The sequence below is a fragment of the Acidianus brierleyi genome (genome assembly GCF_003201835.2).
Classification (GTDB): Archaea; Thermoproteota; Thermoprotei_A; order Sulfolobales; family Sulfolobaceae; genus Aramenus; species Aramenus brierleyi.
The window spans coordinates 884,725-910,061 of sequence record NZ_CP029289.2; the positions used below are offsets into that span (position 1 = coordinate 884,725).

Annotated in this window: 25 protein-coding genes and 8 pseudogenes; 12 read left to right on the plus strand and 21 right to left on the minus strand. The window is 32.5% G+C overall.

Translation table 11 applies throughout. From position 1 onward, the window contains the following. Window positions 1-7: 7 nt before the first annotated feature. The 4 genes and pseudogenes from DFR85_RS20405 to DFR85_RS20420 all read right to left on the minus strand — a co-directional run bounded on the left by DFR85_RS20405 (window position 8) and on the right by DFR85_RS20420 (window position 2,991). Window positions 8-1,059, minus strand: a pseudogene (locus DFR85_RS20405) (ISH3 family transposase). Window positions 1,060-1,207: 148 nt separating this feature from the next. Continuing rightward, a pseudogene (locus DFR85_RS20410) lies at window positions 1,208-1,414 on the minus strand (excisionase family DNA-binding protein); the annotation flags it as partial. A gap of 356 nt (window positions 1,415-1,770) precedes the next feature. Beyond that, window positions 1,771-2,223, minus strand: a complete 453-nt coding sequence (locus DFR85_RS20415; protein WP_246253008.1) for a methyltransferase domain-containing protein — start codon at window positions 2,221-2,223, stop codon at window positions 1,771-1,773. Between the two features lie 111 nt (window positions 2,224-2,334). Next, window positions 2,335-2,991 carry a hypothetical protein gene (locus DFR85_RS20420; protein WP_110269882.1) on the minus strand — a complete coding sequence of 219 codons (657 nt, stop codon included), beginning with the start codon at window positions 2,989-2,991 and terminating at the stop codon, window positions 2,335-2,337. A 203-nt stretch (window positions 2,992-3,194) separates the two neighbouring features. On the opposite strand from DFR85_RS20420, the pseudogene DFR85_RS31810 reads away from it, so the two are divergent. The 5 genes and pseudogenes from DFR85_RS31810 to DFR85_RS20440 form a co-directional block, all read left to right on the plus strand. After that, window positions 3,195-3,779 (plus strand): annotated as a pseudogene (locus DFR85_RS31810) (PhoH family protein); the annotation flags it as partial. A gap of 66 nt (window positions 3,780-3,845) precedes the next feature. After that, window positions 3,846-4,109, plus strand: coding sequence for a KH domain-containing protein (locus tag DFR85_RS31815; protein ID WP_246253061.1), 264 nt, complete (start codon window positions 3,846-3,848; stop codon window positions 4,107-4,109). A 295-nt stretch (window positions 4,110-4,404) separates the two neighbouring features. Beyond that, complete coding sequence (locus DFR85_RS20430; RefSeq protein ID WP_110269883.1) at window positions 4,405-4,650, plus strand: PaREP1 family protein; 246 nt, start codon at window positions 4,405-4,407, stop codon at window positions 4,648-4,650. A 152-nt stretch (window positions 4,651-4,802) separates the two neighbouring features. Continuing rightward, complete coding sequence (locus tag DFR85_RS20435) at window positions 4,803-5,015, plus strand: hypothetical protein (protein ID WP_110269884.1); 213 nt, start codon at window positions 4,803-4,805, stop codon at window positions 5,013-5,015. Continuing rightward, a complete protein-coding gene (locus tag DFR85_RS20440; protein ID WP_246253009.1) occupies window positions 5,012-5,317 on the plus strand; it encodes a hypothetical protein in 306 nt (101 codons plus the stop codon). The genes DFR85_RS20435 and DFR85_RS20440 overlap by 4 nt, the downstream gene beginning before the upstream one ends. On the opposite strand, the gene DFR85_RS20445 is transcribed toward DFR85_RS20440, so the two are convergent. After that, window positions 5,301-5,951: a hypothetical protein gene (locus DFR85_RS20445; protein ID WP_246253010.1), complete on the minus strand. Its 651-nt coding sequence runs from the start codon at window positions 5,949-5,951 to the stop codon at window positions 5,301-5,303. The two genes, DFR85_RS20440 and DFR85_RS20445, sit on opposite strands and share 17 nt — an antisense overlap. Window positions 5,952-6,231: 280 nt before the next feature. Here DFR85_RS20445 and DFR85_RS20450 point away from each other — a divergent pair, with 280 nt between their 5' ends. Then, window positions 6,232-7,470: a serine/threonine-protein kinase gene (locus DFR85_RS20450; RefSeq protein ID WP_162582651.1), complete on the plus strand. Its 1,239-nt coding sequence runs from the start codon at window positions 6,232-6,234 to the stop codon at window positions 7,468-7,470. Window positions 7,471-7,799: 329 nt separating this feature from the next. On the opposite strand, the gene nucS is transcribed toward DFR85_RS20450, so the two are convergent. After that, a complete protein-coding gene (gene nucS, locus DFR85_RS20455) occupies window positions 7,800-8,525 on the minus strand; it encodes an endonuclease NucS (protein ID WP_110269886.1) in 726 nt (241 codons plus the stop codon). A gap of 170 nt (window positions 8,526-8,695) precedes the next feature. Between nucS and DFR85_RS20460 the strand changes: the two genes are divergently transcribed. Then, complete coding sequence (locus DFR85_RS20460; protein ID WP_110269887.1) at window positions 8,696-9,346, plus strand: hypothetical protein; 651 nt, start codon at window positions 8,696-8,698, stop codon at window positions 9,344-9,346. 279 nt (window positions 9,347-9,625) lie between these two features. Here DFR85_RS20460 and DFR85_RS20465 read toward each other — a convergent pair whose 3' ends face one another. The 4 genes and pseudogenes from DFR85_RS20465 to DFR85_RS20480 form a co-directional block, all read right to left on the minus strand. Continuing rightward, window positions 9,626-10,675 (minus strand): AAA family ATPase, encoded by a 1,050-nt coding sequence (locus DFR85_RS20465; RefSeq protein WP_110269888.1) that lies wholly within the window; start codon window positions 10,673-10,675, stop codon window positions 9,626-9,628. A 151-nt stretch (window positions 10,676-10,826) separates the two neighbouring features. Continuing rightward, window positions 10,827-11,870: pseudogene (locus tag DFR85_RS32305) on the minus strand (IS110 family RNA-guided transposase). A gap of 473 nt (window positions 11,871-12,343) precedes the next feature. Then, window positions 12,344-12,490, minus strand: a complete 147-nt coding sequence (locus tag DFR85_RS20475) for a hypothetical protein (protein WP_162582653.1) — start codon at window positions 12,488-12,490, stop codon at window positions 12,344-12,346. Window positions 12,491-13,230: 740 nt separating this feature from the next. Continuing rightward, complete coding sequence (locus tag DFR85_RS20480) at window positions 13,231-13,602, minus strand: hypothetical protein (protein ID WP_162582655.1); 372 nt, start codon at window positions 13,600-13,602, stop codon at window positions 13,231-13,233. A gap of 329 nt (window positions 13,603-13,931) precedes the next feature. Here DFR85_RS20480 and DFR85_RS20485 point away from each other — a divergent pair, with 329 nt between their 5' ends. Next, entirely contained in the window at window positions 13,932-14,993 is a 1,062-nt protein-coding gene (locus DFR85_RS20485; RefSeq protein WP_110269890.1) for an IS110 family RNA-guided transposase, read from the plus strand. A 64-nt stretch (window positions 14,994-15,057) separates the two neighbouring features. Here the strand turns inward: DFR85_RS20485 and DFR85_RS20490 are convergent, their stop codons facing one another. After that, the gene (locus tag DFR85_RS20490; protein ID WP_110269891.1) at window positions 15,058-15,420 is read right to left on the minus strand and encodes a hypothetical protein; all 363 of its coding nucleotides are present in this window, start codon (window positions 15,418-15,420) and stop codon (window positions 15,058-15,060) included. 15 nt (window positions 15,421-15,435) lie between these two features. Further along, entirely contained in the window at window positions 15,436-16,245 is an 810-nt protein-coding gene (locus DFR85_RS20495; RefSeq protein WP_110269892.1) for a hypothetical protein, read from the minus strand. Between the two features lie 93 nt (window positions 16,246-16,338). On the opposite strand from DFR85_RS20495, the gene DFR85_RS20500 reads away from it, so the two are divergent. Next, window positions 16,339-16,992 (plus strand): hypothetical protein, encoded by a 654-nt coding sequence (locus DFR85_RS20500; RefSeq protein WP_210433936.1) that lies wholly within the window; start codon window positions 16,339-16,341, stop codon window positions 16,990-16,992. 94 nt (window positions 16,993-17,086) lie between these two features. Here DFR85_RS20500 and DFR85_RS20505 read toward each other — a convergent pair whose 3' ends face one another. The 3 genes and pseudogenes from DFR85_RS20505 to DFR85_RS20515 form a co-directional block, all read right to left on the minus strand. Further along, window positions 17,087-17,233 (minus strand): GNAT family N-acetyltransferase, encoded by a 147-nt coding sequence (locus tag DFR85_RS20505; protein WP_162582657.1) that lies wholly within the window; start codon window positions 17,231-17,233, stop codon window positions 17,087-17,089. Further along, the gene (locus DFR85_RS20510; protein ID WP_110269893.1) at window positions 17,211-17,597 is read right to left on the minus strand and encodes a GNAT family N-acetyltransferase; all 387 of its coding nucleotides are present in this window, start codon (window positions 17,595-17,597) and stop codon (window positions 17,211-17,213) included. Before DFR85_RS20510 ends, DFR85_RS20505 begins: the two co-directional genes overlap by 23 nt. Window positions 17,598-17,731: 134 nt before the next feature. Continuing rightward, a pseudogene (locus DFR85_RS20515) lies at window positions 17,732-18,783 on the minus strand (ISH3 family transposase). A 510-nt stretch (window positions 18,784-19,293) separates the two neighbouring features. Here DFR85_RS20515 and DFR85_RS20520 point away from each other — a divergent pair. Beyond that, complete coding sequence (locus tag DFR85_RS20520; RefSeq protein ID WP_110269894.1) at window positions 19,294-19,434, plus strand: PaREP1 family protein; 141 nt, start codon at window positions 19,294-19,296, stop codon at window positions 19,432-19,434. 294 nt (window positions 19,435-19,728) lie between these two features. Then, window positions 19,729-20,727, plus strand: a complete 999-nt coding sequence (locus DFR85_RS20525; protein WP_110269895.1) for an AAA family ATPase — start codon at window positions 19,729-19,731, stop codon at window positions 20,725-20,727. Window positions 20,728-20,901: 174 nt separating this feature from the next. Here DFR85_RS20525 and DFR85_RS31820 read toward each other — a convergent pair. After that, window positions 20,902-21,009, minus strand: a pseudogene (locus DFR85_RS31820) (clan AA aspartic protease); the annotation flags it as partial. A gap of 5 nt (window positions 21,010-21,014) precedes the next feature. Further along, the gene (locus DFR85_RS20535; protein ID WP_110269896.1) at window positions 21,015-22,211 is read right to left on the minus strand and encodes an RNA-guided endonuclease InsQ/TnpB family protein; all 1,197 of its coding nucleotides are present in this window, start codon (window positions 22,209-22,211) and stop codon (window positions 21,015-21,017) included. 136 nt (window positions 22,212-22,347) lie between these two features. Between DFR85_RS20535 and DFR85_RS20540 the strand changes: the two are divergent. Beyond that, a pseudogene (locus tag DFR85_RS20540) lies at window positions 22,348-23,390 on the plus strand (IS110 family RNA-guided transposase). Window positions 23,391-23,495: 105 nt separating this feature from the next. Here the strand turns inward: DFR85_RS20540 and DFR85_RS20545 are convergent. From DFR85_RS20545 to DFR85_RS20560, 4 genes and pseudogenes are all read right to left on the minus strand, one after another. After that, window positions 23,496-23,642 (minus strand): annotated as a pseudogene (locus DFR85_RS20545) (clan AA aspartic protease); the annotation flags it as partial. Beyond that, on the minus strand, window positions 23,620-23,952 hold the full coding sequence (locus tag DFR85_RS20550) for a hypothetical protein (RefSeq protein WP_110269897.1): 333 nt from the start codon (window positions 23,950-23,952) through the stop codon (window positions 23,620-23,622). The pseudogene DFR85_RS20545 and the gene DFR85_RS20550, both read right to left, overlap by 23 nt. A 275-nt stretch (window positions 23,953-24,227) precedes the next feature. Next, on the minus strand, window positions 24,228-24,386 hold the full coding sequence (locus DFR85_RS20555; RefSeq protein WP_162582661.1) for a hypothetical protein: 159 nt from the start codon (window positions 24,384-24,386) through the stop codon (window positions 24,228-24,230). Between the two features lie 63 nt (window positions 24,387-24,449). Further along, the gene (locus DFR85_RS20560) at window positions 24,450-24,677 is read right to left on the minus strand and encodes an AbrB/MazE/SpoVT family DNA-binding domain-containing protein (RefSeq protein ID WP_110269898.1); all 228 of its coding nucleotides are present in this window, start codon (window positions 24,675-24,677) and stop codon (window positions 24,450-24,452) included. Window positions 24,678-25,337 lie beyond the last annotated feature (660 nt).

Below are 25,337 nucleotides of genomic sequence, written 5' to 3' on the forward strand. Positions count from 1 at the left end.
CCCAAAATCACCTCCTTAAAAATAAATCTATAGTGTAAATAAGTGTTTCAATTATATTAAATGTAAAATTCTCTGGATTGAATAAATCAGGAAATAAAAGAATTAATAATAATCTAAATTCCTCCCTCCCCACCTCCCCCTTGAATATGGTATATAAGGAGTAGAGCACAAGGGCCAGCACGAAGATCAACGTGCGGAAAACAAACTTAGTAGAACTAGTAAATGGAAGAAAAGCCTTAATGTTCCTATAAGAGGTCTCTATGGGACCTCTTACCTTATTGTACAAATCCAACACCTCTTGGGCAGATCTAGATTAGTAGCCCTAGCAAAATAAACAAGACTCTTCTTCTTTCTCCTCACTTTTTCCTTGCCATACACGAGAAGCCTGAACTTGACCTGCTCATCCCTCCTATGCCTCTTACTATTAGTCTTGTAATCCCCGTCAAACTCCTCAAACACCTTCACGTCCCCAACTGGGACAGCAATTATATACTTAAACTGTGAAATGAAATTGAGCACATCAACTGTGTAGAAACCAGCGTCAAGAGTTATCAACCTTATCTTGAATCCCATCGCAACAACTTGCTCCACAAGAACCTTCACTATCTCGTCCTTAGTCATACCGTTCACTTGCGGAATAAAGGCAAGTAAAAGTACTTTCCCCTTATACTTGGTTGTTGCAGTTGCGTAGTTCCACGAGTTTCCTTTTTCAGAGCTCCCGAGCCCTTTCACTGGTTTCCCATACCACGTCTTGGTTGTCCAGTCTATTGAAAGATCTATCTCATTCACTCCCTTTAATGTCTCCAAGGATATTTTCCTAGCTCTTTCCAATAGCTTTTCAATCACTTCCATCCCTTGTTTCTCTACGTAATTCCTCACGGTCTGTGGGGATACGTCATACGCTCTGGACTTGTTCTCTACTGAATCGTTCCACAAACACGCGGAGATGAGAGTTTTTGCTACCTCATCTACCTTTTCTCCTTGGAAGTTCAACATGGAAAGTAATTTATATCCTATTTGTTGAATGTTATTTTGGTGAGGGAGACCGGGTGTTACCATCTTCCTATCTCACGTAGTAATACTCCATCTCCCTCACCTTAAACCTTTTCTTCAATTCTTTACACTCTTATAAATTTCTTTATCTTTTATAAATTCGATATTATCCTACCAGAAATATTTTTTCTAATATGATTTTGGGTCTACCGTGATCGGTAGAGGAGACCATAGCGTAAATTACAGCCCTCGTCTCTTCCCTCCTTTCTAAGTACTTCTTAATCTCGCTGTAAGGTATCCTATACTTCCCTCCTTCAGTCGTTACCACCCTTATTTTTCCTTCTCTAATCCACCGTAGGAGTGTTGAGTATGAAATGCTGAGTAGTTGGCAAGCCTCCTTAGGTCTCAGTAGTCTCTCCACAAAATTGGTTGATAATAAATGAATATAAAAAGATTTCTATTAACGTGAGAAAGGATTCAGCCCCGATTAAAATGCTGGAAAAGTGGAAATAGTACTTTGCAATGAGCGGTAAAGTCGTAATTATCATATTATTTGAAGCCCTTAATGAGAAAGTTATAATAACTATTATAACTGCATAGATAAGCGTTCTTCTGTTCATAAAGATATATCATAGAATAAAAGATATATCGTTTTCCCAGTCTATTTATGGTTATTGCCTAATGTGTGAATGCGGGGAATATCAAGACCTGATCACGTAATGCTCCTTTGAATGTTAGTATCGACTTTCTTCATTAATGAGAAGAATATTCCTTGGTCTACATGATATTCGACTTCAGAAACCCTGCATTAAAGAAATCTTTCCTCATGTTTCTAACAATCTCCGGTTCAATAAGTATAAAATATCCGTTATCCTTTATTACTTTGCTTACCTCATTGGCTAAGTCGCTTCTTTCCTTTCTTATTTTATTATAAAAATAAAGGACAGAATAAGCTAAATCGAAGCTTTTCTCTTTAAAAGGTAAAGGAAACATGTTCTCCACTAAATTATAATCCTCATCTCTTAAATAATCCTTAACTTCCTTGTCTGTAATTTCCTCGTTCCATACTTCTATTGAAATTAGAGAAGGAAGTCTAGTTTCCTTCTCGACGCTTAACGTAACTAAACAGTTACCGCAACCTATTTCCAAGACTTTTTTAGGATTGATCCTCTTTATTATTGATGAAACGAGTTTACCTATCCTCAGCTCTTCGCAAATTGTGACTCCCATTCTCCTGAAAGGTTTATAATTCCAGGAATTTATACTGTCAAAAATAGATTACATAGTTAATTATGATATCTTAAATTTATAAATTATGATAAATACTACGTCACTTTCTGACTACTCATAATCTTTAATGTTTACCTCCTTTATTTTGAAATTTTTGATTACAACATTAAAATATTCTTCCACTTTTTGTCTATATTCTTCTTTAAGTTCATCCTTCCTTACATGCTCTCTTACTATACTTGAGATATAATCTGCCGAATGAATTAATTCGCATTTATCATGTCCGGTAAAATCGACTCCAAGGACTTTAGCTAAAGTCCATTTAGGAAAATTAATGATAATGTATTGTTTATCGCTTTCTCTCAATATCGGAGTTCTATCATAATGAACAACGACGCTCTTGCTTGCTACGTATTTCCTTAAATGTAAGCCCAATATCTCTCCGTAAATTTTCGCCGAGCAATTACTTAATTTTGTTTCATTTACCTTCCTTATAATTAATGAGATTCCCGTCAGGTTCTTTAATACCTTGTTTACAAAAATTCCTTTAACGTCCTTTCCTAACTTGAATTGTTTAGGTGAATCTTCCGACCATTTAAAATATTTTATATTCTTGCCCGTGAGCCTTTGTGCATCCTTTATTGCTTCCTCGTATAAATTTAGGTAACAGTTTATATCGTTAATTAAAACTGCTGAAATTATAAACGGTTTTTCATCATTTGGATTTCCTGCCTCATCAATTGCTATGTGAATCTCATTTTTAGTCATTATTTAAAGAATTCAACTACGAGTAAAAAAGAAATCGATCACGTGTAAGCTTAAATATTTCTCCACACAAGTTATTAATTGGGAGTGCACGGGGATACGTGCACGATGATCAAAATTCACGAGTGCACGGGGATACGTGCACGATGAGTTAACCTCAAAAATCCTTCTTCAAAAATTATCATATGCTTGAGTCAATTAAACCTATGAGTAAGGGCCAGGAGGAATTACTTAACGCACTTACTAACTCCAATTATAATATTATAGGTATATTTGGTCCCACAGGAACTGGGAAAAGCTTATTTTCATTAGCTTACAGTATCGATTCAGTATCCACTGGAAAATTTAGGAAATTAATTGTAGCAAAGCCTATAGTTGACGTAGTAACTCAGGAAGAATTAACAAGAAAAGAATATGACAAGTATGAAGATATGGTAAAGGATTATATAAAGGACGTTCTTGGCGATTTTGCTGAAGAGAAAACTATAGATGATCTGTTCTCTTCTGGGAAAATAGAAGTGTTAGATTAAAGGTACTTAAGAGGGAGGTCTTTCAATGATTCGATAATATTTTTAGATGATGTTCAGCTAATGAAGCCCGAAAGCGTACTAGAGCTGTTCATAAGGGCAGGTAAGAACTCAAGGTTAATTATAGCCGGAAATCCCGTTTTCCAGACTTTAAGTAATGAGGCAGATCCTTCTGAAATTATAAGGGAAGTGTTACTAAATGAGAAAGATGCAAAGGTTGTGGACCTAGGAATAAAAGATATCGTTAGGGCAGGGACCAAGAGAGGAATTAGGCTTTTGTTAGAGTATAAATTAAGGTCCAGAAAGCTCAGCGAAGCCGAAAAGAAGGTAATGGATTCTGCAAAAATTCGCGCTCCAGATGCAGATATAATAACTGTCGTTGAATTCTCAGAAGAAAAGAAAAAGCTTAATATAACCTCAGAGCACGTCCCAGACGCATTGATAGTAGTAAAGGAAGGCAACGCGGGTAGACTAATAGGTAAAAGCGGAGAAAGGATTAACGGAATAGAGAGCGATACTAAGATGAAGGTTAGAGTAGTGGAGTTAAAACTAGACTTTAAGGATATAATAAGGGCGGTGCATCTTTTACCTTAGGTAGTTAAGCACGTTGATAATGTAGATTTTCAAGGTAACGAGCTCGTAGTGAGATTAAAGAAAGAGTCCGGAGACTTCATAGGCCAGAAAGGTGTAAATATCAGGCTAGTTGAATACGTAATTAAACAAATGTTTAATGTAGGGGTTAGAGTAATCCAGCCTAGCGAAGAAAATCAATCATAAAGGCTTTGCGATATCATGAATTGTCCATCTTAACGGTAACTCTTATTTTTGCAATCCTAGATTGTCGATCTCCATTATTTATTTTAAGGTAAGTAGGCAAATATACTACTTGATGTTAATTAGAACTTCAGCAGAAATATATTTGGAGGAGGCTGATGAGTTTTTGAATAAGGGAGATTTAGTTGATGCTTGTGAAAAATATTACAAAGCTACAGAGGATTTTCTAAAGTATATAGCTATTGTAGATAATATGAGTGAAATATTAAATCAGGTAAACGCAAAAAACTATTGGGAATCTGAACTTTTGTTTAAAGTCGTTAAAAAGAAAGTTGAGCTAATAGATATCTGGAAACCCTAAAAAGCTTAGGATTTGAGCCTGCAAGCATTGGATATGTAGTTGAACCTAAAAGCGAGAAAGGAATAGTTGTTGCAAAGACTGCAGTAGGGGGAGCAAAAATATTAGAAATGCCCACAGGGGATATCGTACCTAGAATATGCTAGTGATGTAAAATGAGCGAAATAATAAAACTTGTCCAAGAATTGTTAGCTTTTAAGGACGCAATTAAAGAAGAAATAACAAGGCCCATAAAACAAGAATTACTCTCAACAATTTACGACATAAAGACAACCCCTGAGGAGGTTAATTTGGATAAAATGCTTAAGGAATATGAGGCAAAAGACCTCTTAGATTTGATAAGAAAAATACGGGCTGGTAATAAATGAAGTTAGTTGTGGGTTTTATTCCTTTTTCTGCTACACCCGATGGGTTAGTTGTAGAGAAAGTTTACGAGATGTGGAAAGGCAAGGATTTTGTCCTAGACCTCGGTACGGATCCTATAGCCGCAGCAGAGGAGGTAAGGAAGTTATCTCCAGAAAAAGTATTATTGGTAGGAAGTAGTAGATATGCCCCAGAAGGTATAAGTGAGAAGGAAATAATTCTTGAGACTACAGATAGGTGGGAAATGTTAGAATTATTAAGACCTGGATTAGATGGCAGGTATTATAGTGTTAGTTGGAAAAAATAACATACATATAGAGTTGAAAATTGATTGTTGATTTTTTATGATATAAAAAGTTATTTTTTACCTTATTTAATATATATATTATCGGGATGATGTATTGTAACAATCCTCCTGCTAAACCAGAGTAGACGAGATATTGATGCACCGGCAACCTCAATATTAATATTATAGTCCCTAATATTATATCTATTAGTATTGTTATTAGTATTGTCACGATTATTAATATAGTTTTACTATCAATTTGTCTTATACTCATGGTTATTCTATTAAATAGGATTTTTATTATACTTATGCTCTTTATTAAAGGCATAACCCTTGTTCTCAAATCTTGCTGAACATTTTCTGATTTTCCTTTCTCGTTTATGTGCTTTTTAATAAGATGATAAATGAGATCTGCAAAGGATGTAGAGAAGGCTAAATAAGCTATCAATCCATTTATCCCTACTAATAGTTTGCCTATTTTAGGATTTATGTTTAGTACAAGATTAAAATGACCAATTAAAATACATAATATAATAATTACAGTTATCACTAAAAAACCCATTATCACACCATATATGAATTCCTTCCTTTCATCTGGGGAATTCAAGTATTTTTTCTCCCTTAATTTATTAAATATAGGTGTAAAGCCTACCATCGCAAATAACGTTAAACCTATCCAGTCTATTTCAGTTATCTGTATTTTATCACCTGTACCTAAGAGTGGGATGAGTAGGATTAGTGATGATGTATAATAGTATTAATATTATCTCGCAAAATATAGTAGATAGATTATTCTAATTCAAGAATATCTTATATATGATGATATCATTAATTTACAAACGAAAATGCGTATAAAAATAAGGAAAATATTTGGAATTGCTATTATGATTATTACTGCTCCTTTAATCTATATCTATTTAAAAATATTTTTAAATATGTCTAATAATCCTTCAATATCGCTTTCCACCGTAATTATAAATTCAATATTATTAGGACTTTTCATTGGAACTTTTATAGACGGTGGAATATTATTATCAAATTACGGCATACCAAAAAATATTTCTCAAGCTATAACTAAAACCGTGAATACTCTCAGAACTAATTTTACAAAAAGTTATACACAGACTGTTACACAAAACAGTATAAAAACTCAAAACAATGCTACAAATCCAAATAAATTATTAGGAAAATATGAAATAATTGAATTAATTGGAGAAGGAGGATATGCTAAAGTATATAAGGCAAGAAACGTTAATGATTCATCACTAGTCGCAATAAAAGTTCCTAATATAGCGGATAAGGATTTCGTTAAGGAAATAGCAGTATGGCTAAACTTAAATCATCCAAATATAGTAAAACTCTTAGATTATGATATAAATCCTAGACCTTACATAGTAATGGAACTAATGAATGGAACACTAGAAGGGAAAGTATTAGAACCAATAACTGCTACTAGGATAATTTTAGATGTTCTTTCTGGATTAAAATATGCTCATGAAAAGGGAATAATTCATAGGGACATAAAACCGTCTAACATACTTTTAGATACTAACGGTAGGGCAAAGATTAGTGATTGGGGAATAGCTAAATTAGGGAATACAAAAACAACTACTAAAGATCTAACTTTCACTTTATTATATGCCTCTCCTGAGCAATTGGATCCAAGATTAGGAAACGTAGATGAAAAAAGCGATATTTATCAAACATGTGAAGTACTTTATGAAATCCTTACTGGTGTTCAGGCTTTTCAAGGTAGTATAACAGAAATTACCTTTAAGAAAATAAATGAACAGTTTAAATTACCTTCAACAATAAATCCTAACTTAAAATATTATGACCATTTGTTTCAAAAATGTTTTTCAGTTAAAAAAGAAAATAGATATACTACAACAGATTTAATGAAAGAACTTAGTCAAAAACAGACTCAAGATTTAACTAATTCAAGAACTGGAGCATATGCTATCGTAGAGTTAGCATATATGTACGCACAAAACGATGATTTTGAAGAAGCTTTATTCTGGATTAATAGATTAAGGAATAAGAATAATGTTAAGGAATTGGACGATGCTGTAGCAATTCTAGAGGAAAAAATAAAAAACAATGTAGGAACTAAAGAACAAATAATCGAAGAACTAGAAAAACTAAGAAAATTAGTTGCGCTAGGAAAAATTTGAGATATTTAACTAATTTAATAGTTTTAAGATTATGTATGGAATTATATGCGGATCATGTAATATTTACAATTAATACAAATAATTTTTATCGGAAAATTCATCTGCAGTATTACGTAATGTTAAAAATAATTTAATATAATAAAACATAAGTTAAATAATTTATCATAAAACCTAGAATTCTATTGCCTTAAAACAAATAAGATTTATTTTATTGCATGAGGAAATGAAAATATTTAAGTGACTAAAAATCTCTCTACTACTAATCAAAATAGAGTTTAGTCTTGTTAACTAATTCCATAGTTAAGTAAAATGGTTTTACTAAATTGCTATTAGCGTAAAAGTTCTACGTATTTTTTCCTGTTTAAGGGAAAATTAAAATATTCTAATTCGTATTTTATTAATAGGTTATATGCACTTTTCGAAATGGCAGGAGCTACTATTCCTCCTCTAACGTTAGGATAAGTTTCTCTAATGAAATCTACATATCTCTTAACTTGCGAAACTGCGTCTAATCCAGCTTGTGCTCTTTTGAATTCTAAAACTAACAAGCCTCTAGAAGTTTTACCCAACAAATCAATTTTTCCATATGGCGTATTATATTCTCTAGCTATGGGTGAAAAATCTTCTTCTATTAATGATGGATTTTCTATAACGTCTTTTACCATTTCAGCCTCGCTTCCATAGAGACGAAATTCTCCTTCTTCTAAAGAGGAAAGAGTTATATAATACGCTATAGGAATTACTATCTTTAATACTTCCTTAGGTCTTCTTCTTATTACGCTAATTATTAATTCTTCATTAATATCAACTTTTATCCTGGATCCGGACGGTTGCCAATTAACTGGTTTCATTTTTTTATTATTATGAATAAAGACCGTTCCATCAGGTTTTATACTTATCAACCTTTTACTATAGGTTGCTATAGAAGAAGCTCTACCGTCATAAAAAACTGAGCATAAACCAAAAATATTGATAACCATGTTTTTCTCGTTTTCTAGAATATTTTTAACAGTATCGAAGTCTGGCATTTCAATGATCTTGTAAGGTAATACCATAAATTTAGTAATACTTCGATAATATAAATAGTTACCCGAAACTTTCGTTCTAGAATCTAAAAAGCATAACACTTTTTATATTAATAAAAAGTTTTAAACATTAATATGATACTATATACGTAGGATAAAGATAATATCTTTTATAGGATAAAGTATCTATTTTATAAGAAATGGAGATTTGGGAACTAGCTGCCTACGACATAGAAAATAAAAAAGCTAAACCGATTATCTTTACATTGTTTAGCAATAAATTGTCTAAATGGTCTGAACGTAAATTACATAATAAGCTAGTTTCCATATTCTATAAACCTTCAGATTATTTAAGAATGCTAGATTATTTAACTTATTATAAGTTAGCTCACAATATTGAACTAGATCACTATCCTTATTATCGCAATCAGGTAGACGAATCAATATGTGTTTATTCTCTTACTTTATTATCACTTTATTTTCCTAAAATTCTTAGTATAAAGACTGATATATGCCCAATTTTAAAGGATGCAGAAATAATTAGCAGAGAAGAGAAATGGATACTGGACTTCATGAATGACGAAATAGAAGATATAGGTTATGATAATGCTCACTTAGAACTTTTAATTTTATTAGATATAATAAAAAGAATAAAAAATGTAAGACCAGATTATTTTCTCGGATTATGGCTAAACAGTAATGTAAACTCGCAAGATAGGGCTAACCTTGAGAACGAAATAATTAGGAAGTATAATTATTTAGCTAATAGAAACACAAAAAAATATGTAAAAAGAGTTATAAATCTTATAATATCCTTTGACAATATAATAAATTACATAAAAGGTAAATGAAATATCAATAGATTCATTTTTACGCAATACACAGCGTATTGTTAATTATTAATATCTTAAAAATGGTAAATAATCTCCTAATATTATACTATGTTAAAGTGCAAATAATCATTAAATGGAACAAAAAGTTCCTCATATAGGGCTATATTAAATAGATTTAGAATACTTCAGTATTGTATAATCCAATAAAGATTTTATTTATAAACATTTAGATTTATTATATAGAGTATTAGTATATAGAAAATTTATGTCGATTTTTAAATGTTTATTAAAATATCTTTATGGTTTAATCCTAATTGATGCTTCCTTATATATAGGATCTAAAAATTTGTAGTCCTTTATTAAGCTCATTTTTTCTAAATTTCCTAAAATATTGCTTAGTATACTTGATGAAATTGTTGATTTTTCTTCTAATTCTAAGCACTCTTTCACTTTGCTCCAGCTCTCATTACCTTTAGCTATGCATTTCATAACAGTTTTATATCTTCTACTTGCAGGACTTTTCCCAGTAAGTTTCTCTATCTCGTTTAAAGCAATGCTAATAGCAGTTTCTTTTATTTCATTAAAATCTCTCTTATTAAAATATTGCAATCCAGCAAATACTAGCCAACCAGGTATTCCATCGAATTCATTAACTATGGAATTTATTATATCGTCCTTAATCGAAAAGGAAAGTTCTTCAAATCCCTTCTTTAGCATTTCTATACTTTTCTCTTTATCGAATCTTTCAAGTTCTATCTCATTATAATATCTACCATAAAGAGGAGATTCTACATCGTTTACACCTAAAAAATCGTAAAGCAAACCAACTTCAGATCCAGTAAGGATAAAAGTAATATTTTTATCATAATCATAAGCGTGAGCAATTGCATCCTTTACTTCCTTTGATAAGGGCCCTCTAAGCTTTTGCGCTTCGTCTATAGCTATTATTATTCTTCTTTCATTCAAATGATCTAGTAAATCTGCTATACTTATATAATCTTTTCCAGACCATTTTAATTCGACGTAATTTCCAAAAATACTTACTCCGTTGATCTTTCTTAATATATCCTTTAGTTTATCTAATCTTGAGGTCAGAGATTGAGAAAATAATGAGTATAAATCTCTTCTTCCATAATTCTCCTTTAGTTTTCTGCAATCTATTATTAATGAAGTTTCATTTATCTCATTTAACGCGGTTTGAAGAACTGAAGTTTTTCCAATTCTTCTTACACCTACTAGTAATAATAACGGTTTCTTTGCTATTATGTTATTTTCAATTTTTTCCAATTCTTTTTCTCTATCGAATAAATCTCTTCTATTATCTTTTGGCCTTTCATCAAATATCAACTTCTGCCCCAGAAGTAATATTCTGCCCCAGAAGTAATAAATTTATCTTAACAAGGGCGTTCAGTAATAAATATTTCGGTTGAACTTCAAGCATAATGTCAACTAAGATTGCCACGTGTACCTTTCAATCCACGTGGCGATTTGGGGAGGATCACTTAGGCTCATAAGGCTTATTATTATACCAAACACTCCAAACTATTCTAGCCAATTTCCTGGCTAAAGCAGACAACTTCTTTCCCTTCAACTTTTCCTTATGATTCTCGTAAAATTCTAGTAATGTAGGATTACGAGAGTAATTCATCTCAGCGAGGAAGTAGAACAAGCTGCGCAAGTACTTATTACCCTTCTTCGATATTCCCTTACTTACAGTAGCTTTACCGCTCCTCTCAACTATTGGGTCTAAACCGCAGATACGAAGGACTCAGGGTTAGGAAAGCGTTTAATGTCTCCAACAATGCCTATTATTATTCCCGAAGAAAGTTTTCCTATTCCCGGTATAGTTAATAGAACGTGATTTTCAGACTGTAATTGTATCATTTTCTCTACTTCTTTTATTTTCTCGCTTGTTTCCAGTAGTGCTTTAGATAATACTTCGATTTCTTCAAGTACGATCTTTGTTCCAAGTTGTATAATTGTATTTTGAAGTTTCCTTTAGAGAATTCTTCAAGCATTTCCTTGCTTATTTTTTCCTCGTCACTTAGGAATAGTGCTCTTTTTACCCTGTTCTTGTACTTTACTTCAAGGTCTTTTAGGAAGATATATAGTGTTACTAGTTCTTTCAATGGGTTGTAGTTGTACTCCTTTGCCTTGTTTGCCATGTTTATTAGTTTTTGTGCGTCGTAAAAATCTGTTTTCTTTCCTCTCAAGTCCTTCTCCTTCCATAGTTTTGGCTTACTTGTAGTATCTTGATCCCTTTTTCCTTGAAGTATTGACATGGTTTTATTGAGTATGCTCCTGTCGGTTCGACCACTATTGTGTTTAGTTTCACTTTTAGTATTTCTTCATAACCCTTCTTGTTGTTCTCGTAGACCCTCCCCTCACTCGTTACTAGATGATCTTTTGATATGTCTATTCCTAGGATCCCTACCTCTTTATCACACCTATATCCGTGCATATTATCACAATGTTCAGTCCGATGGTAGGGGTTTGTCACGCCCCCGATCGAAGACTTTGCTTCAGTCAAAGGGTCGACCATGTTTCCCAGTTGGAGAGTATTACTCTCCCCAACTAATTAATCTATATAGGGTTCAAAGGGGGCGTAAGACCCCTTCCGTTCGGTAGACCCAAAATCGTTTTACAAATATAAATTTGGCATTAAGCCTCATATTTTTTCTTAATAAATAAAAGAATATATTTTATTATACTCATAATCAAGAGCATTAAGAATAATGTATTAAATAATCGATGTAAATAAAACAGATTTTATCATAAATATCTTTATCATTTCCTAATTTACAATAATATTCCTCACTCTATCTTTGTAGAAATATAAAAAATCTAATATGGTACTTGGAAATTTATAAAAATTATCATATAATTATCTAACTAATTACATTAAATCTTTACGAACTACTAATAATGAATAAAAATTATTTTTACTAATTAGATTTTGGGTCTACCGGTTAGGTAGGGGATGGATAGGCTCCACATGCTTTGCCTCTAACATGGCTAGGCGATGGCTTGAAGAGCCGAAGGAACTACTTGATTGGGGTCAACTTGAGGGCCTTCACCACCCCCTCTCCTATACCTAGTCTTCTTAGTCTCACCCTTGTAAGGCTTGTCTTCTTGTTTAGGAGTGTTGTTCGTGAAAATCACCGTAGGAGTTCACCAATTAAAAATCAAATGGAAATTCTATGTCGTTTCTTAACAAGTTTTTAGCATAGTTAACTACTTTAAGATAGTTCAAGTATTTTACAAATAATATTTATTAAAAATTTCTATTTAATATACCATTTTATTAAAGAATATTTTAAAACATACATACTCTTAATCATATCTACGTATATTGAACTAAATATTTTTAGTCTGAAGAAGTGCTTTGTTGATTACTTCAATTTTCTCAGAAATAACATTAAACTTACTTAAATAACATTAAACTTACTTTTAATCAAATGTTAAATTTATAACTTACCTTGATTTAGTTCAATACCTAATAAAATTCAACCATTCCGCAAAGCATAACGCATTCTTTCTAATTAGTGACAATGAAATATATAGACTTATAGACGTATTAATTGAAAAGATATTTTAATAATCCATGATATTTGAATTTTGTATTGTATCCTTTATAACTGCTTTAAAATAAATAATTTTCTACTTAAGGCAATAGACTTTTAAAGTATTATATAACTTTTTAATTTATCAACTAAAGTATTTTAAACACTATATAGAGTAGCAAGGATTTTAATAGAAAGTATATACATGATTTTAAATTATTAGTAATATAATTCTGCTTATATTATCTTAATAATTCTAAAGAAAAATTATTTAGTAAAAAGATTTCTAGAAATATAGACAATAAAATACAGTATATATAAAAGTCTTTGTGATGTAAGTTATATTAAATTAACTATATAGAGTAAAGAAAAGGCTAGACTAATTTCATATATTAATCCAATAAAGTATACTTTTCTTCCTATCAAATATCCAGAGCTTACTGCTAATAAGGAAAGTAATACTCCTGTTAAATCTGGAGAGAAAATTATTGTTATAGGAGGAATATAGGAGAATATTTTAGGTATTCTAAAGTTTTGCATTAAATAAGCTACTGATGCAGATAATGCAACTAATGAGTAAACTAAGTTAATATGAAATATTGCTATCATTAAAGTTAATATTATTACAGCAATATTTACTTCATCTTTTAGCTTGTATCCACTCAATGGTGTGAACTGCCACGCCCTAACGGGCGTGGCTTCCTGCTTCAAAGCCGAGGCTTGCCAAAGGTAGAGGTCTCAGCTCCACAGGCACTAAGGGTCGTTCCGACCCCGAGCACTAATGTGAACCCACAGTATCCCAATATGGGACTGTTGAATGGAGCAGAGGCGTACCACATAGACCCTCGCTTTAACCAAGGCGTCTCAGTGACGCTTACTCCGTCAGTGACTGCCATTAATAGAATATTTGAAAAATACGTATTTAAATGTAACCACAAAGGGGGCAATCCATCTCCACCCTTACGGATGGAGTCTTCCGCCCCCTTTGAACCTATATAGATTAATTAGTTGGGGAGAGTAATACTCTCCAACTGGGAAACATGGTCGACCCTTTGACTGAAGCAAAGTCTTCGAACGGGGGCGTGACAAACCCCTACCATCGGACTGAACATTGTGATAATATGCACGGATATAGGTGTGATAAAGAGGTAGGGATCCTAGGAATAGACATATCAAAAGATCATCTAGTATCGAGTGAGGGGAGGGTCTACGAGAACAACAAGAAGGGTTATGAAGAAATACTAAAAGTGAAACTAAACACAATAGTGGTCGAACCGACAGGAGCATACTCAATAAAACCATGTCAATACTTCAAGGAAAAAGGGATCAAGATACTACAAGTAAGCCCAAATATACTATGGAAGGAGAAGGACTTGAGAGGAAAGAAAACAGATTTTTACGACGCACAAAAACTAATAAACATGGCAAACAAGGCAAAGGAGTACAACTACAACCCATTGAAAGAACTAGTAACACTATATATCTTCCTAAAAGACCTTGAAGCAAAGTACAAGAACAGGGTAAAAAGAGCACTATTCCTAGTCAGTGACGAGGAAAAAATAAGCAAGGAAATGCTTGAAGAATTCTCTAAAGGAAACTTCAAAATACAATTATACAACTTAGAGTACACAAAGATCGTACTTGAAGAAATCGAAGTATTATCTAAAGCACTACTGGAAACAAGCGAGAAAATAAAAGAAGTAGAGAAAATGATACAATTACAGTCTGAAAATCACGTTCTATTAACTATACCGGGAATAGGAAAACTTTCTTCGGGAATAATAATAGGCATTGTTGGAGACATTAAACGCTTTCCTAACCCTGAGTCCTTCGTAGCCTACTGTGGTTTAGACCCAATAGTTGAGAGGAGCGGTAAAGCTACTGTAAGTAAGGGAATATCGAAGAAGGGTAATAAGTACTTGCGCAGCTTGTTCTACTTCCTCGCTGAGATGAATTACTCTCGTAATCCTACATTACTAGAATTTTACGAGAACCATAAGGAAAAGTTGAAGGGAAAGAAGTTGTACACTGCTTTAGCCAGGAAATTGGCTAGAATAGTTTGGAGTGTTTGGTATAATAATAAGCCTTATGAGCCTAAGTGACCATAAATCGCCACGTGGATTGAAAGGTACACGTGGCAATCTTAGTTGACATTATGCTTGAAGTTCAACCGAAATATTTATTACTGAACGCCCTTGTTAAGATAAAAGGATATTTTGATATAAAGGATAACGCAATTAAGAGAAAGAATTGTAAAAATTTCCTTTCATAAGATACATAAGAGAAGTAGATAGATGAAGTTAACAACGCTATATATGCAAATGTATAATTATAAAACTCAATACTTAGTATTGAAGATATTGCAACTATTCCTATAATACCAAATAGTATTAAGTTCCGAATACTTATTTTAGTATGAAAACTATTTATGAATCTTGAAGATATTAGGACTGTTGAGGGTATTATTGATGAAATTATTGAATATAGTAATATATTATAAATTCCAGAAAATATAAAATATAATGACAAAAATAGCAATGAAACTTAAGAAATTATCAGACTTCTCTTTTCTATTCTATAAATAGGGAAAAGAAATAACAATAAAGGAGGAAAAATCGCTGAGAACCAACTTATTCCTGCAGATATTAACGAAAAGGTAATAAGATTCTTCCATTTTTTAAGAACATAAGGAAGAATAATTATTGGTATTAAAAATAATCCATATTTTACTCCTTCTGTGAAAAACATAATTGCAGAAAAGACTATAGAAAAAGGAAAGAACATTCCAAATCCCAATGAAAGAAGAATTGAAGGTATGATGTAATGATACAGTAATGGAAAGAGTACCGCACCCAATGATAAATAATATTCCTTCTTTATGGTAATCTTATCTTGAAGTACTGCAGATATTACTCCAAATATTAAATAAAAATATGCAAAATTAGAATAAGGATATCCAAATGCCGAAATAACAAGAAGGAAAATTCCAGAAATTATTGTTCCTCTGTAGTTTACACCTATCAAAAGGATAGAAGTTAAGAAGAGGATAATATAATCTTCAGTCCCAAAAGGTAAAAAGGCTATACTTAATGAAAAGAATATTGATGAAATCAATTTATCATACCTAACAGAAATTAAGATTAAAGGTAGACTCAAAGTCAAAAGAACTGCATTTCCCCTTGTATAATCAAAGAAAAACGAAATAGTGAAAGTAAGAATTGATACAACTGGAAGAATTTTCCATTCCTTCTCTAACGAAATAAATCCTAGCAATATTAATGCCAGAGGAATGAAATCGTTAAACGGAAGTAAAGATGTTAAGAAAAGCGCTATTGCAAGTATTTCTCTCTTCATCTGATTCCATTCTAAATATAAATAATGTATATTTAACCTTATCTAAGGTAAAATTAAGCAAGAGTTATAACGACAGTACTCTTTTTAAAATATATGAAAAAACTCACATTAAAGGAATACTTTAATTACTTACCGAAATTAAATACAGAAGAATTATATTTATTCTATTTGATTTCTAGAGATAGAGAAGCTAAACAAATGGGTTTATCTATAGATAAGATTCTTTTTAGGATAAAGGAAGAAGATCCTGAAAAGGCCACAAGAATATTGGAAGCAATAAGACAAAACGTTGAATTCCAAGTTAAAGGAATTAAATTAAAGAAAGAATGGATAAAAATAATGCATGTCCTAAATCCAGTCAATTTTGTTAAGGCATCCCATAAGGCTGCCATAAGATATGTTGAACAATGCAAAGAAAATCTAAACATTGAAAAGCTCTACAATTCAGAATTGCCAAGAAATGTTGACTTTAGAATATTTATGATAGATATAGATACAAAAGACAAGAAAATTCTTGAAAAATTAATAGATATAAGACCTAGACTTGTTATAACTACTAAAAGAGGATATCATTTTCATGTTTGGAAAGAAGACTTAGAAAATCCACAGACTTTATTTAAGATTGCTGATAAAGAGATAGAAATTAAGACTAGAAATTCAATAGAATATGTACCATTTATACTTCAAGGAAATTTTACACCAGAAGCATATGAGATTAATAACGTAGAAGAAGTTAAAGATCTATAATATTTGGATATTAATTGGGTTTTTAACAACTATTTAATTGAATTTTAAGAGACATTAAGATAAACAGCTCTTTTCCAAAAAATAAGATATTTTATTATAAATAATATTCCATGACTATAACATCAAAGTATTTTTCTCCTCTTTTTATTTCGTTTTTAAGTACTCCTACTTCTTTAAATCCAATCTTTTTATATAATTTTATTGCAATATAATTTCCCTTAAAAACATATAATCTTCTCAAATATTCCTTTACTATTTTCTATACTACTACGTAGTAACGCTGTTCCAAACCCTTTACCTCTATATTCTTTCTTTATAAGAATTCCAAGAATGCCTACATGTGCAGATTCAGAATCAGGCCTAGCAGATAAAATTCCACAATATCCTGCTATTTTATTATTATCCTCTGCAACCATTAATATTCCTTCCTTTTTTAACACTCGTATATATGTATCGGTAAACCATTTTATTTCGCTTTTTATATCCGGTTTGTTTTTTAAGAAAACTATTCCTAAAGTTTCTGTATCTCTATTTTCTTCATATGTAGAAGTATAAATTTCTTGAATTTGCATAAAGTCTTTCCATTGAACGTTTCTTATTAACATATGAAAATATTACTACCTAAGACCTCCTTAATAATATTAACTTATATAAATATAGAGATAGAAATATAATTTATATTTAACTTTCTGAGGGTTTAAGGGGGCGGAAGTCCCCTCCGTAAGCGGTAGACCCAAAATCACCTCCTTAAAAATAAATCTATAGTGTAAATAAGTGTTTCAATTACATTAAATGTAAAATTCTCTGGATTGAATAAATCAGGAAATAAAAGAATTAATAATAATCTAAATTCCTCTCTCCCCACCTCCCCCTTGAATATGGTATATAAGGAGTAGAGCACAAGGGCCAGCACGAAGATCAACGTGCGGAAAACAAACTTAGTAGAACTAGTAAATGGAAGAAAAGCCTTAATGTTCCTATAAGAGGTCTCTATGGGACCTCTTACCTTATTGTACAAATCCAACACCTCTTGGGCAGATCTAGATTAGTAGCCCTAGCAAAATAAACAAGACTCTTCTTCTTTCTCCTCACTTTTTCCTTGCCATACACGAGAAGCCTGAACTTGACCTGCTCATCCCTCCTATGCCTCTTACTATTAGTTGTGTAATCCCCGTCAAACTCCTCAAACACCTTCACGTCCCCAGCTGGGACAGCAATTATATACTTAAACTGTGAAATGAAATTGAGCACATCAACTGTGTAGAAACCAGCGTCAAGAGTTATCAACCTTATCTTGAATCCCATTGCCATTACTTGCTCCACGAGGATCTTCACTATCTCGTCCTTAGTCATACCGTTCACTTGCGGAATAAAGGCAAGTAAAAGTACTTTCCCCTTATACTTGGTTGTTGCAGTTGCGTAGTTCCACGAGTTTCCTTTTTCAGAGCTCCCGAGCCCTTTCACTGGTTTCCCATACCACGTCTTGGTTGTCCAGTCTATTGAAAGATCTATCTCATTCACTCCCTTCAGTACTTCTAAGGATATTTTCCTAGCTCTTTCCAATAGCTTTTCAATCACTTCCATCCCTTGTTTCTCTACGTAATTCCTCACGGTCTGTGGGGATACGTCATACGCTCTGGACTTGTTCTCTACAGAGTCGTTCCACAAACACGCGGAGATGAGAGTTTTCGCTACCTCATCTACCTTTTCCCCTTGGAAGTTCAACATGGAAAGTAATTTATATCCTATTTGTTGAATGTTATTTTGGTGAGGGAGACCGGGTATTATCATCTCACTTACTCACGTGGTAATACTCCATCTCCCTCACCTTAAACCCTTTCTTCAATTCTTTACACTCTTATAAATTTCTTTATCTTTTATAAATTCGATATTATCCTACCAGAAATATTTTTTCTAATATGATTTTGGGTCTACCGTAAGAGATAGACCCAAAATCTAATTAGTAAAAATAATTTTTATTTGTTATTAGTGGTTCGTAAAGATTTAATGTAATTAGTTAGATAATTATATGATAATTTTTATAAATTTCCAAGTACCATATTAGATTTTTTATATTTCTACAAAGATAGAGTGAGGAATATTATTGTAAATTAGGAAATGATAAAGATGTATATGATAAAATCTGCTTTATTTACATCGATTATTTAATACATTATTCTTAATGCTCTTGATTATGAGTATAATAAAATATATTCTTTTATTTATTAAGAAAAAATATGAGGCTTAATGCCAAATTTATATTTGTAAAACGATTTTGGGTCTACCGTAAAAAAGCGAGGTTTGTCGTCCTTTTTATCATGGAAAGCTGCATGGTTTCTTCATGTTTACGGATTTCATGAAATGAGCTTAAACAAAGAGACTATAGTTAACGAATCTAAGATTGTTAGAGAAAAATTATTTGAAATATTTAAAACTAAATAATAACTAACTCCAACGTGGATAAGATTTGTCGCTGTGGGTACTGCTTTAACCTCAGTCCTTAGTAATTTAGCTGAAAATTTATAACGAAACAAATTAGATCTTAATTTATCCATACTGATAATTAAATTTAGGAATATTTAGTGAGAAATTATATTTTGGCCTGTTAGTAACTAATAGGGCTATATTTTATCGTGAAATAACGCAGAAGATTATCGCTTATAAAATAGTCTAACGTAAAATTCATCCTTATATATTAGTTAAGTATTTAAATTAATAGGCCTATTAGTTACTAATATGCCTATATGTAAGATATTTGATCCTTATCCTAAGTCTGATAGGAAAGATTTCTTTGACGATGAAGAAGTTATAGAGGAAGTAGAGAAGCTTATTGAAGGAAAAATTTGGCCTTTAATATTAGGTCCAAAAAGAACTGGTAAGACTTCAATATTAAAAATAGTTAGCAAGGAAATTAACGGAATTTACTTGGATGCTTCTGGAGTTAATACTTTAAAAGAATTAGGCAATTTATTAATCAATTCAATATCTCAACTAAAGTTAGAAATTGACCTTAAAATTATAAGGTTACAAATTGAAAAGAAACCAGTTAACGGTTTACAAAATCTTCTAAATAAACTAGATAACACAGTAATCTTAATAGATGAGGTTCAGAACATTATAACTCCTTGGTTTATAACTTTACTTTCAAATTCATATAATAATTCTCAAGTTAGATTCGCTTTCACGGGCTCAATGATAGGCTTATCTAAGACTCTTACAGGAGAAGGTAAAGGAAAGCTTGGTAGTTCTTTCAAAGGCAGGCCAATAATTGAGATTGAAGTTAATCCTTTTACTGAGGAAAAAGGCAAGGAGTTTTTACAATACGGTTCAGAGTTATGCGGATTTCAAATTAAGTCTTCTGAAATAGAAGATGCTGTAAGAACTTATAGGGGAATTCAAGGTTGGTTAACATATTACGGAAATTTCAGAAGTTTAGGATATTCTCACGAAAAGGCTAAGGAATTTGTTCTTAACATAGCTAAAAACATAATAAGAGATGAATTGAAACAATTAAGTGTAACTCAAAGATATATAATCAATGCATTAAGTCTGATAGACGAAATTGAGTGGAAGGATTTAAAGAGATTAACTGAGAGTCTAAACAAAATAGAATTGAAAGATAGTATTTTTAATAACGCATTAAAACATCTGGTTGACTCTAGACTTGTAAAGAAAAATAATAATAAATATGGTTTAATAGATCCAATCTATAAAATATTGAATAAAAAATCCTAATTTTATATATCCGCGACGTTCAGCAATAGGGGAATATAAGTCTAACTCCTAGAACAGTATTATTCTCTTCTTAGGTATGCCTATTGGGCCTTTTTTGGTCCATCTATTTACCCTCTGTTTGGATTGAAACTAACATTATAAATACTCATTACAGTAAAAACGAACTAATAATTTTTAAAGTGAAATACATATTTTGTTCATTCTATAGAAGCATATATTTAGTTTCTTCAATATTTCTCTCCCTAATAGGTTCATTTCTACGTAAGGAGAGGATTCAGTGAACTACCCTAACGGACGGAGCTTCCTGCTTCAAAGCCGAGGCTTGCCAAAGGTAGAGGTCTCAGCTCCACAGGCACTAAGGATCGTTCCGACCCCGATCTTCTTAGGATGTTGAGGGAAGCATTATAATCACGATCAGCGACCCAACCGCACTTGGGACAGACAAACACACGATCAGCCAACGTCAAATCTTTCTTAACATGCCCGCACCTAGCACAAGTCATTGAAGTAAAAGCAGGATCCACTAGAGTGAGTTTCTTACCATACTTCCCAAGTTGATACTCCATGATACTCCTAAGCTCATGAATAGCAACATCGTGTAACCTCATCCTCAGCCTTCTGAGAGACTTACCAACAAGTTGCTTAACATGAATATCCTCCATTACGAGAACATCATAATGCTCAGCAAAATACTTACCAAGTTTCATGTACATGTCCTTCCTAAGGTTCTTCAAGTGTTCGTGAGCCCTCGCTAGACGAATCTTTGCCTTAAACCAGTTGTGTGACAAGAACTTCTTCCTTGAAAGAGCTTTATGAAGCCTCTTCATCTTATTGAGTGCCTTCTCATAAGGCCTCTGGTTGGGGACATATTCCCCGTCAGAGGTAGTGAGAAGTTTCTCTACACCAACATCCACAGCAACAACTTTGTTTGTCTTGGGGAGTTGAGGATACTCTTGATCCACAACGAAAGTAATGTAAACTCTCCCTGATGGTGTTAACTTGATTACTACCCTCTTTACTTTTTCCAGCGGGAAGTCCCTATGGACAACGACGTTGAAGATCCCTAGGTTTGACAGCTGAAGCGTTATTACCTTCTTCTTGCTCTTCGTCCTTATTCCTCTTACCCTCAGTATTTTCCAACCTGATTGAGGGTAGACGAGGGAGTACCACTTGTGTGCTTTCTTTTCCTTTGGGAAACGTGCTAACCCATAGAAGAACCTCTGTCTAGCGTCGTAGAAGCGGTCTGCAATTTGTTGGACAGTTTGTGAGTAAAGTTGTTTGTATTGCCCATCCTGTTTTCTCAGATCGAGAGCTAGTTGCCTCAACTCCGTCTTAGTGAGTCCTTTTCCATCTCTTTCATGAAAATAGATGTCTGCCCAACGTAGGGTGTTGTATACTTCTGACGCTAACCTCAACTGGGCTTTTAACGCCCTCAATGTTTGTTCGTTGGTGTACGCTCTGAAGCGTAACCCTACGTCGGGCATTAATAGGGTATTTGAAAAGAATTATTTAAGCTTTACAAAAGGGTGCTATCCATCCCCACCCTTACGGGGTCTTTCGCCCCTTTGAACCTATATAGATTAATTAGTTGGGGAGAGTAATACTCTCCAACTGGGAAACATGGTCGACCCTTTGACTGAAGCAAAGTCTTCGAACGGGGGCGTGACAAACCCCTACCATCGGACTGAACATTGTGATAATATGCACGGATATAGGTGTGATAAAGAGGTAGGGATCCTAGGAATAGACATATCAAAAGATCATCTAGTATCGAGTGAGGGGAGGGTCTACGAGAACAACAAGAAGGGTTATGAAGAAATACTAAAAGTGAAACTAAACACAATAGTGGTCGAACCGACAGGAGCATACTCAATAAAACCATGTCAATACTTCAAGGAAAAAGGGATCAAGATACTACAAGTAAGCCCAAATATACTATGGAAGGAGAAGGACTTGAGAGGAAAGAAAACAGATTTTTACGACGCACAAAAACTAATAAACATGGCAAACAAGGCAAAGGAGTACAACTACAACCCATTGAAAGAACTAGTAACACTATACGTCTTCCTAAAAGTTGAAAGTAAAGTACAAGAACAGGGTAAAAAGAGCACTATTCCTAAGTGACGAGGAAAAAATAAGCAAGGAAATTGAAGAATTCTCTAAAGGAAACTTCAAAATACAATTATACAACTTGGAACAAAGATCGTACTTGAAGAAATCGAAGTATTATCTAAAGCACTACTGGAAACAAGCGAGAAAATAAAAGAAGTAGAGAAAATGATACAATCACAGTCTGAAAATCACGTTCTATTAACTATACCGGGAATAGGAAAACTTTCTTCGGGAATAATAATAGGCATTGTTGGAGACATTAAACGCTTTCCTAACCCTGAGTCCTTCGTAGCCTACTGTGGTTTAGACCCAATAGTTGAGAGGAGCGGTAAAGCTACTGTAAGGGAATATCGAAGAAGGGTAATAAGTACTTGCGCAGCTTGTTCTACTTCCTCGCTGAGATGAATTACTCTCGTAATCCTACATTACTAGAATTTTACGAGAACCATAAGGAAAAGTTGAAGGGAAAGAAGTTGTCTGCTTTAGCCAGGAAATTGGCTAGAATAATTTGGAGTGTTTGGTATAATAATAAGCCTTATGAGCCTAAGTGACCCTCCCCAAATCGCCACGTGGATTGAAAGGTACACGTGGCAATCTTAGTTGACATTATGCTTGAAGTTCAACCGAAATATTTATTACTGAACGCCCTTGTTAAGATAAATTTCATAGTTGAGGAGTAACCAACCAGAAAATCCAGTGTCAACTAGTACATCTACTTCAGCAGAATTTTCCTTCTTAAGATCAGATAATTTTACGTGCAATATAGGCTTTTCGTTTATATCAAAACACTCCAGGGAGTTCACCCTCTCCAATTAGCCACTTTTTGCTTAAAGCGTAACACTTATTGTATTTCCTAGCTTCTTTTATCATTTCATCTTCGTTTTTAAAACCGCCTATGAAATTACTATCACAGAATAACGCATACTTCCCCTCATTTACAGCGTCCCAAAAGTCCTTGCTCTTTATTACCATAATTCTGTCTAAATCTTTATTTATCAACCAAAGTTTTATTGCCTCATTTATTGCCTCACTTACGGAAATGCCTTCAATTGACGCTTTAGCCTTTAACATTCTGTAAAGCTTTTCATCAACATCTTTGATAAGTACTTTTATAGAGTTTAACTAGTTAAAATATTTAATGTCAATGTATATACTTATGAGTATAAACTCCAAGGTTAAGTAAATTGCCTTAACATTTTATATGTCTCGTTTTCCTTAAACTCTATAAATGATTTGCAACATTACTACTGAAGTCACAAGGATCAATTCTTTCTGTAAAGTCCTTATCTGCTGATATTATTTTAGCATTGAAATTATGTAATGTAACGAGTCATATAGTGAAAGTGATAAATCTCTTACAGCTTCCACTATATCTTCTTGCTTACTATTTATAATACGCATGGGCAACGATAATATAGCAAGATCTCATCTTCAATATCTTTAATTCCTAATTTCTTCAGCGCATTAGCTACTTCCAGTAAAATTACATTATCTATAATTGCTGAGATTTTTCTATCATAAATTCCCTTTATTATGTCTCTTGACAACACTCACCATTTTTTTATCATTTATTTTAGCATAAACAAAAACGTTGCTATCTATAAAATAAGTCATTCTTCACCTAACTCGTCTATTTTCTCTGAAGGAATTTCTTCCTCCATTTCTTCATTACTGATGAGGACTTTTAAGGGATTTTTAACTTTTTTAACCTTTCTTTTCAATAGGATCTCATTATCATTTAGTGCAATAACCTCGAATTCCTCATTGGGCTTTAAACTAATCTTCTCTCTGACCTCTTTCGATATAATTATCTGGAATTTCTCAGTGACCTTAACCATAATAAAGTATACGTATACGAAATATTTAGAACTTTTACTGCGTAGTTTAACGGTTAAAATTATTCTAATTATATTTATATACTAATTGACATTTAATCTAACTAATATTCTATAATTTTTAATTATTAACTCAATTAGTTAGAATTTCAGTATACTACAAGCGATCTGAATCAAAAAATGCATACCTGCTATTACATAAGCCAATAAGATTATCAACGTTCATTAGCTATCTCTTCCAATTTATCAAGATCAACATAATTAATAATTTCTTCAAAAGGTCTAGTTTGGATTCAGGTTTCCTTTGTGAATCCACTTTGTTTTTATAATCTGAGATAAAATATTATGACTTTAGTCGTCAAATATGTTTTGTTCATATAATAATTTAGTCGAATATTTTCTCACAATAGTCAATTATTCCAATTCGCGATAGAGCCGTGAGTTGCTCTCTAGTTTAATATAAGAATATTTCTTAGACTGTAGATCTAAAATCACTTTCTTGAAAATAAAAATAAACAACAATCTGAAAACTTCTCTCTTAACTACATTCAAGTGCAACGTTAGTATCTTCAAAAAGTTTCTAGATCTTTATTTAAGGATTTTATTGAATTATAGTATAAGAATTTTATGAAATACTAACGAAGAGGGCTCATATTAAACATA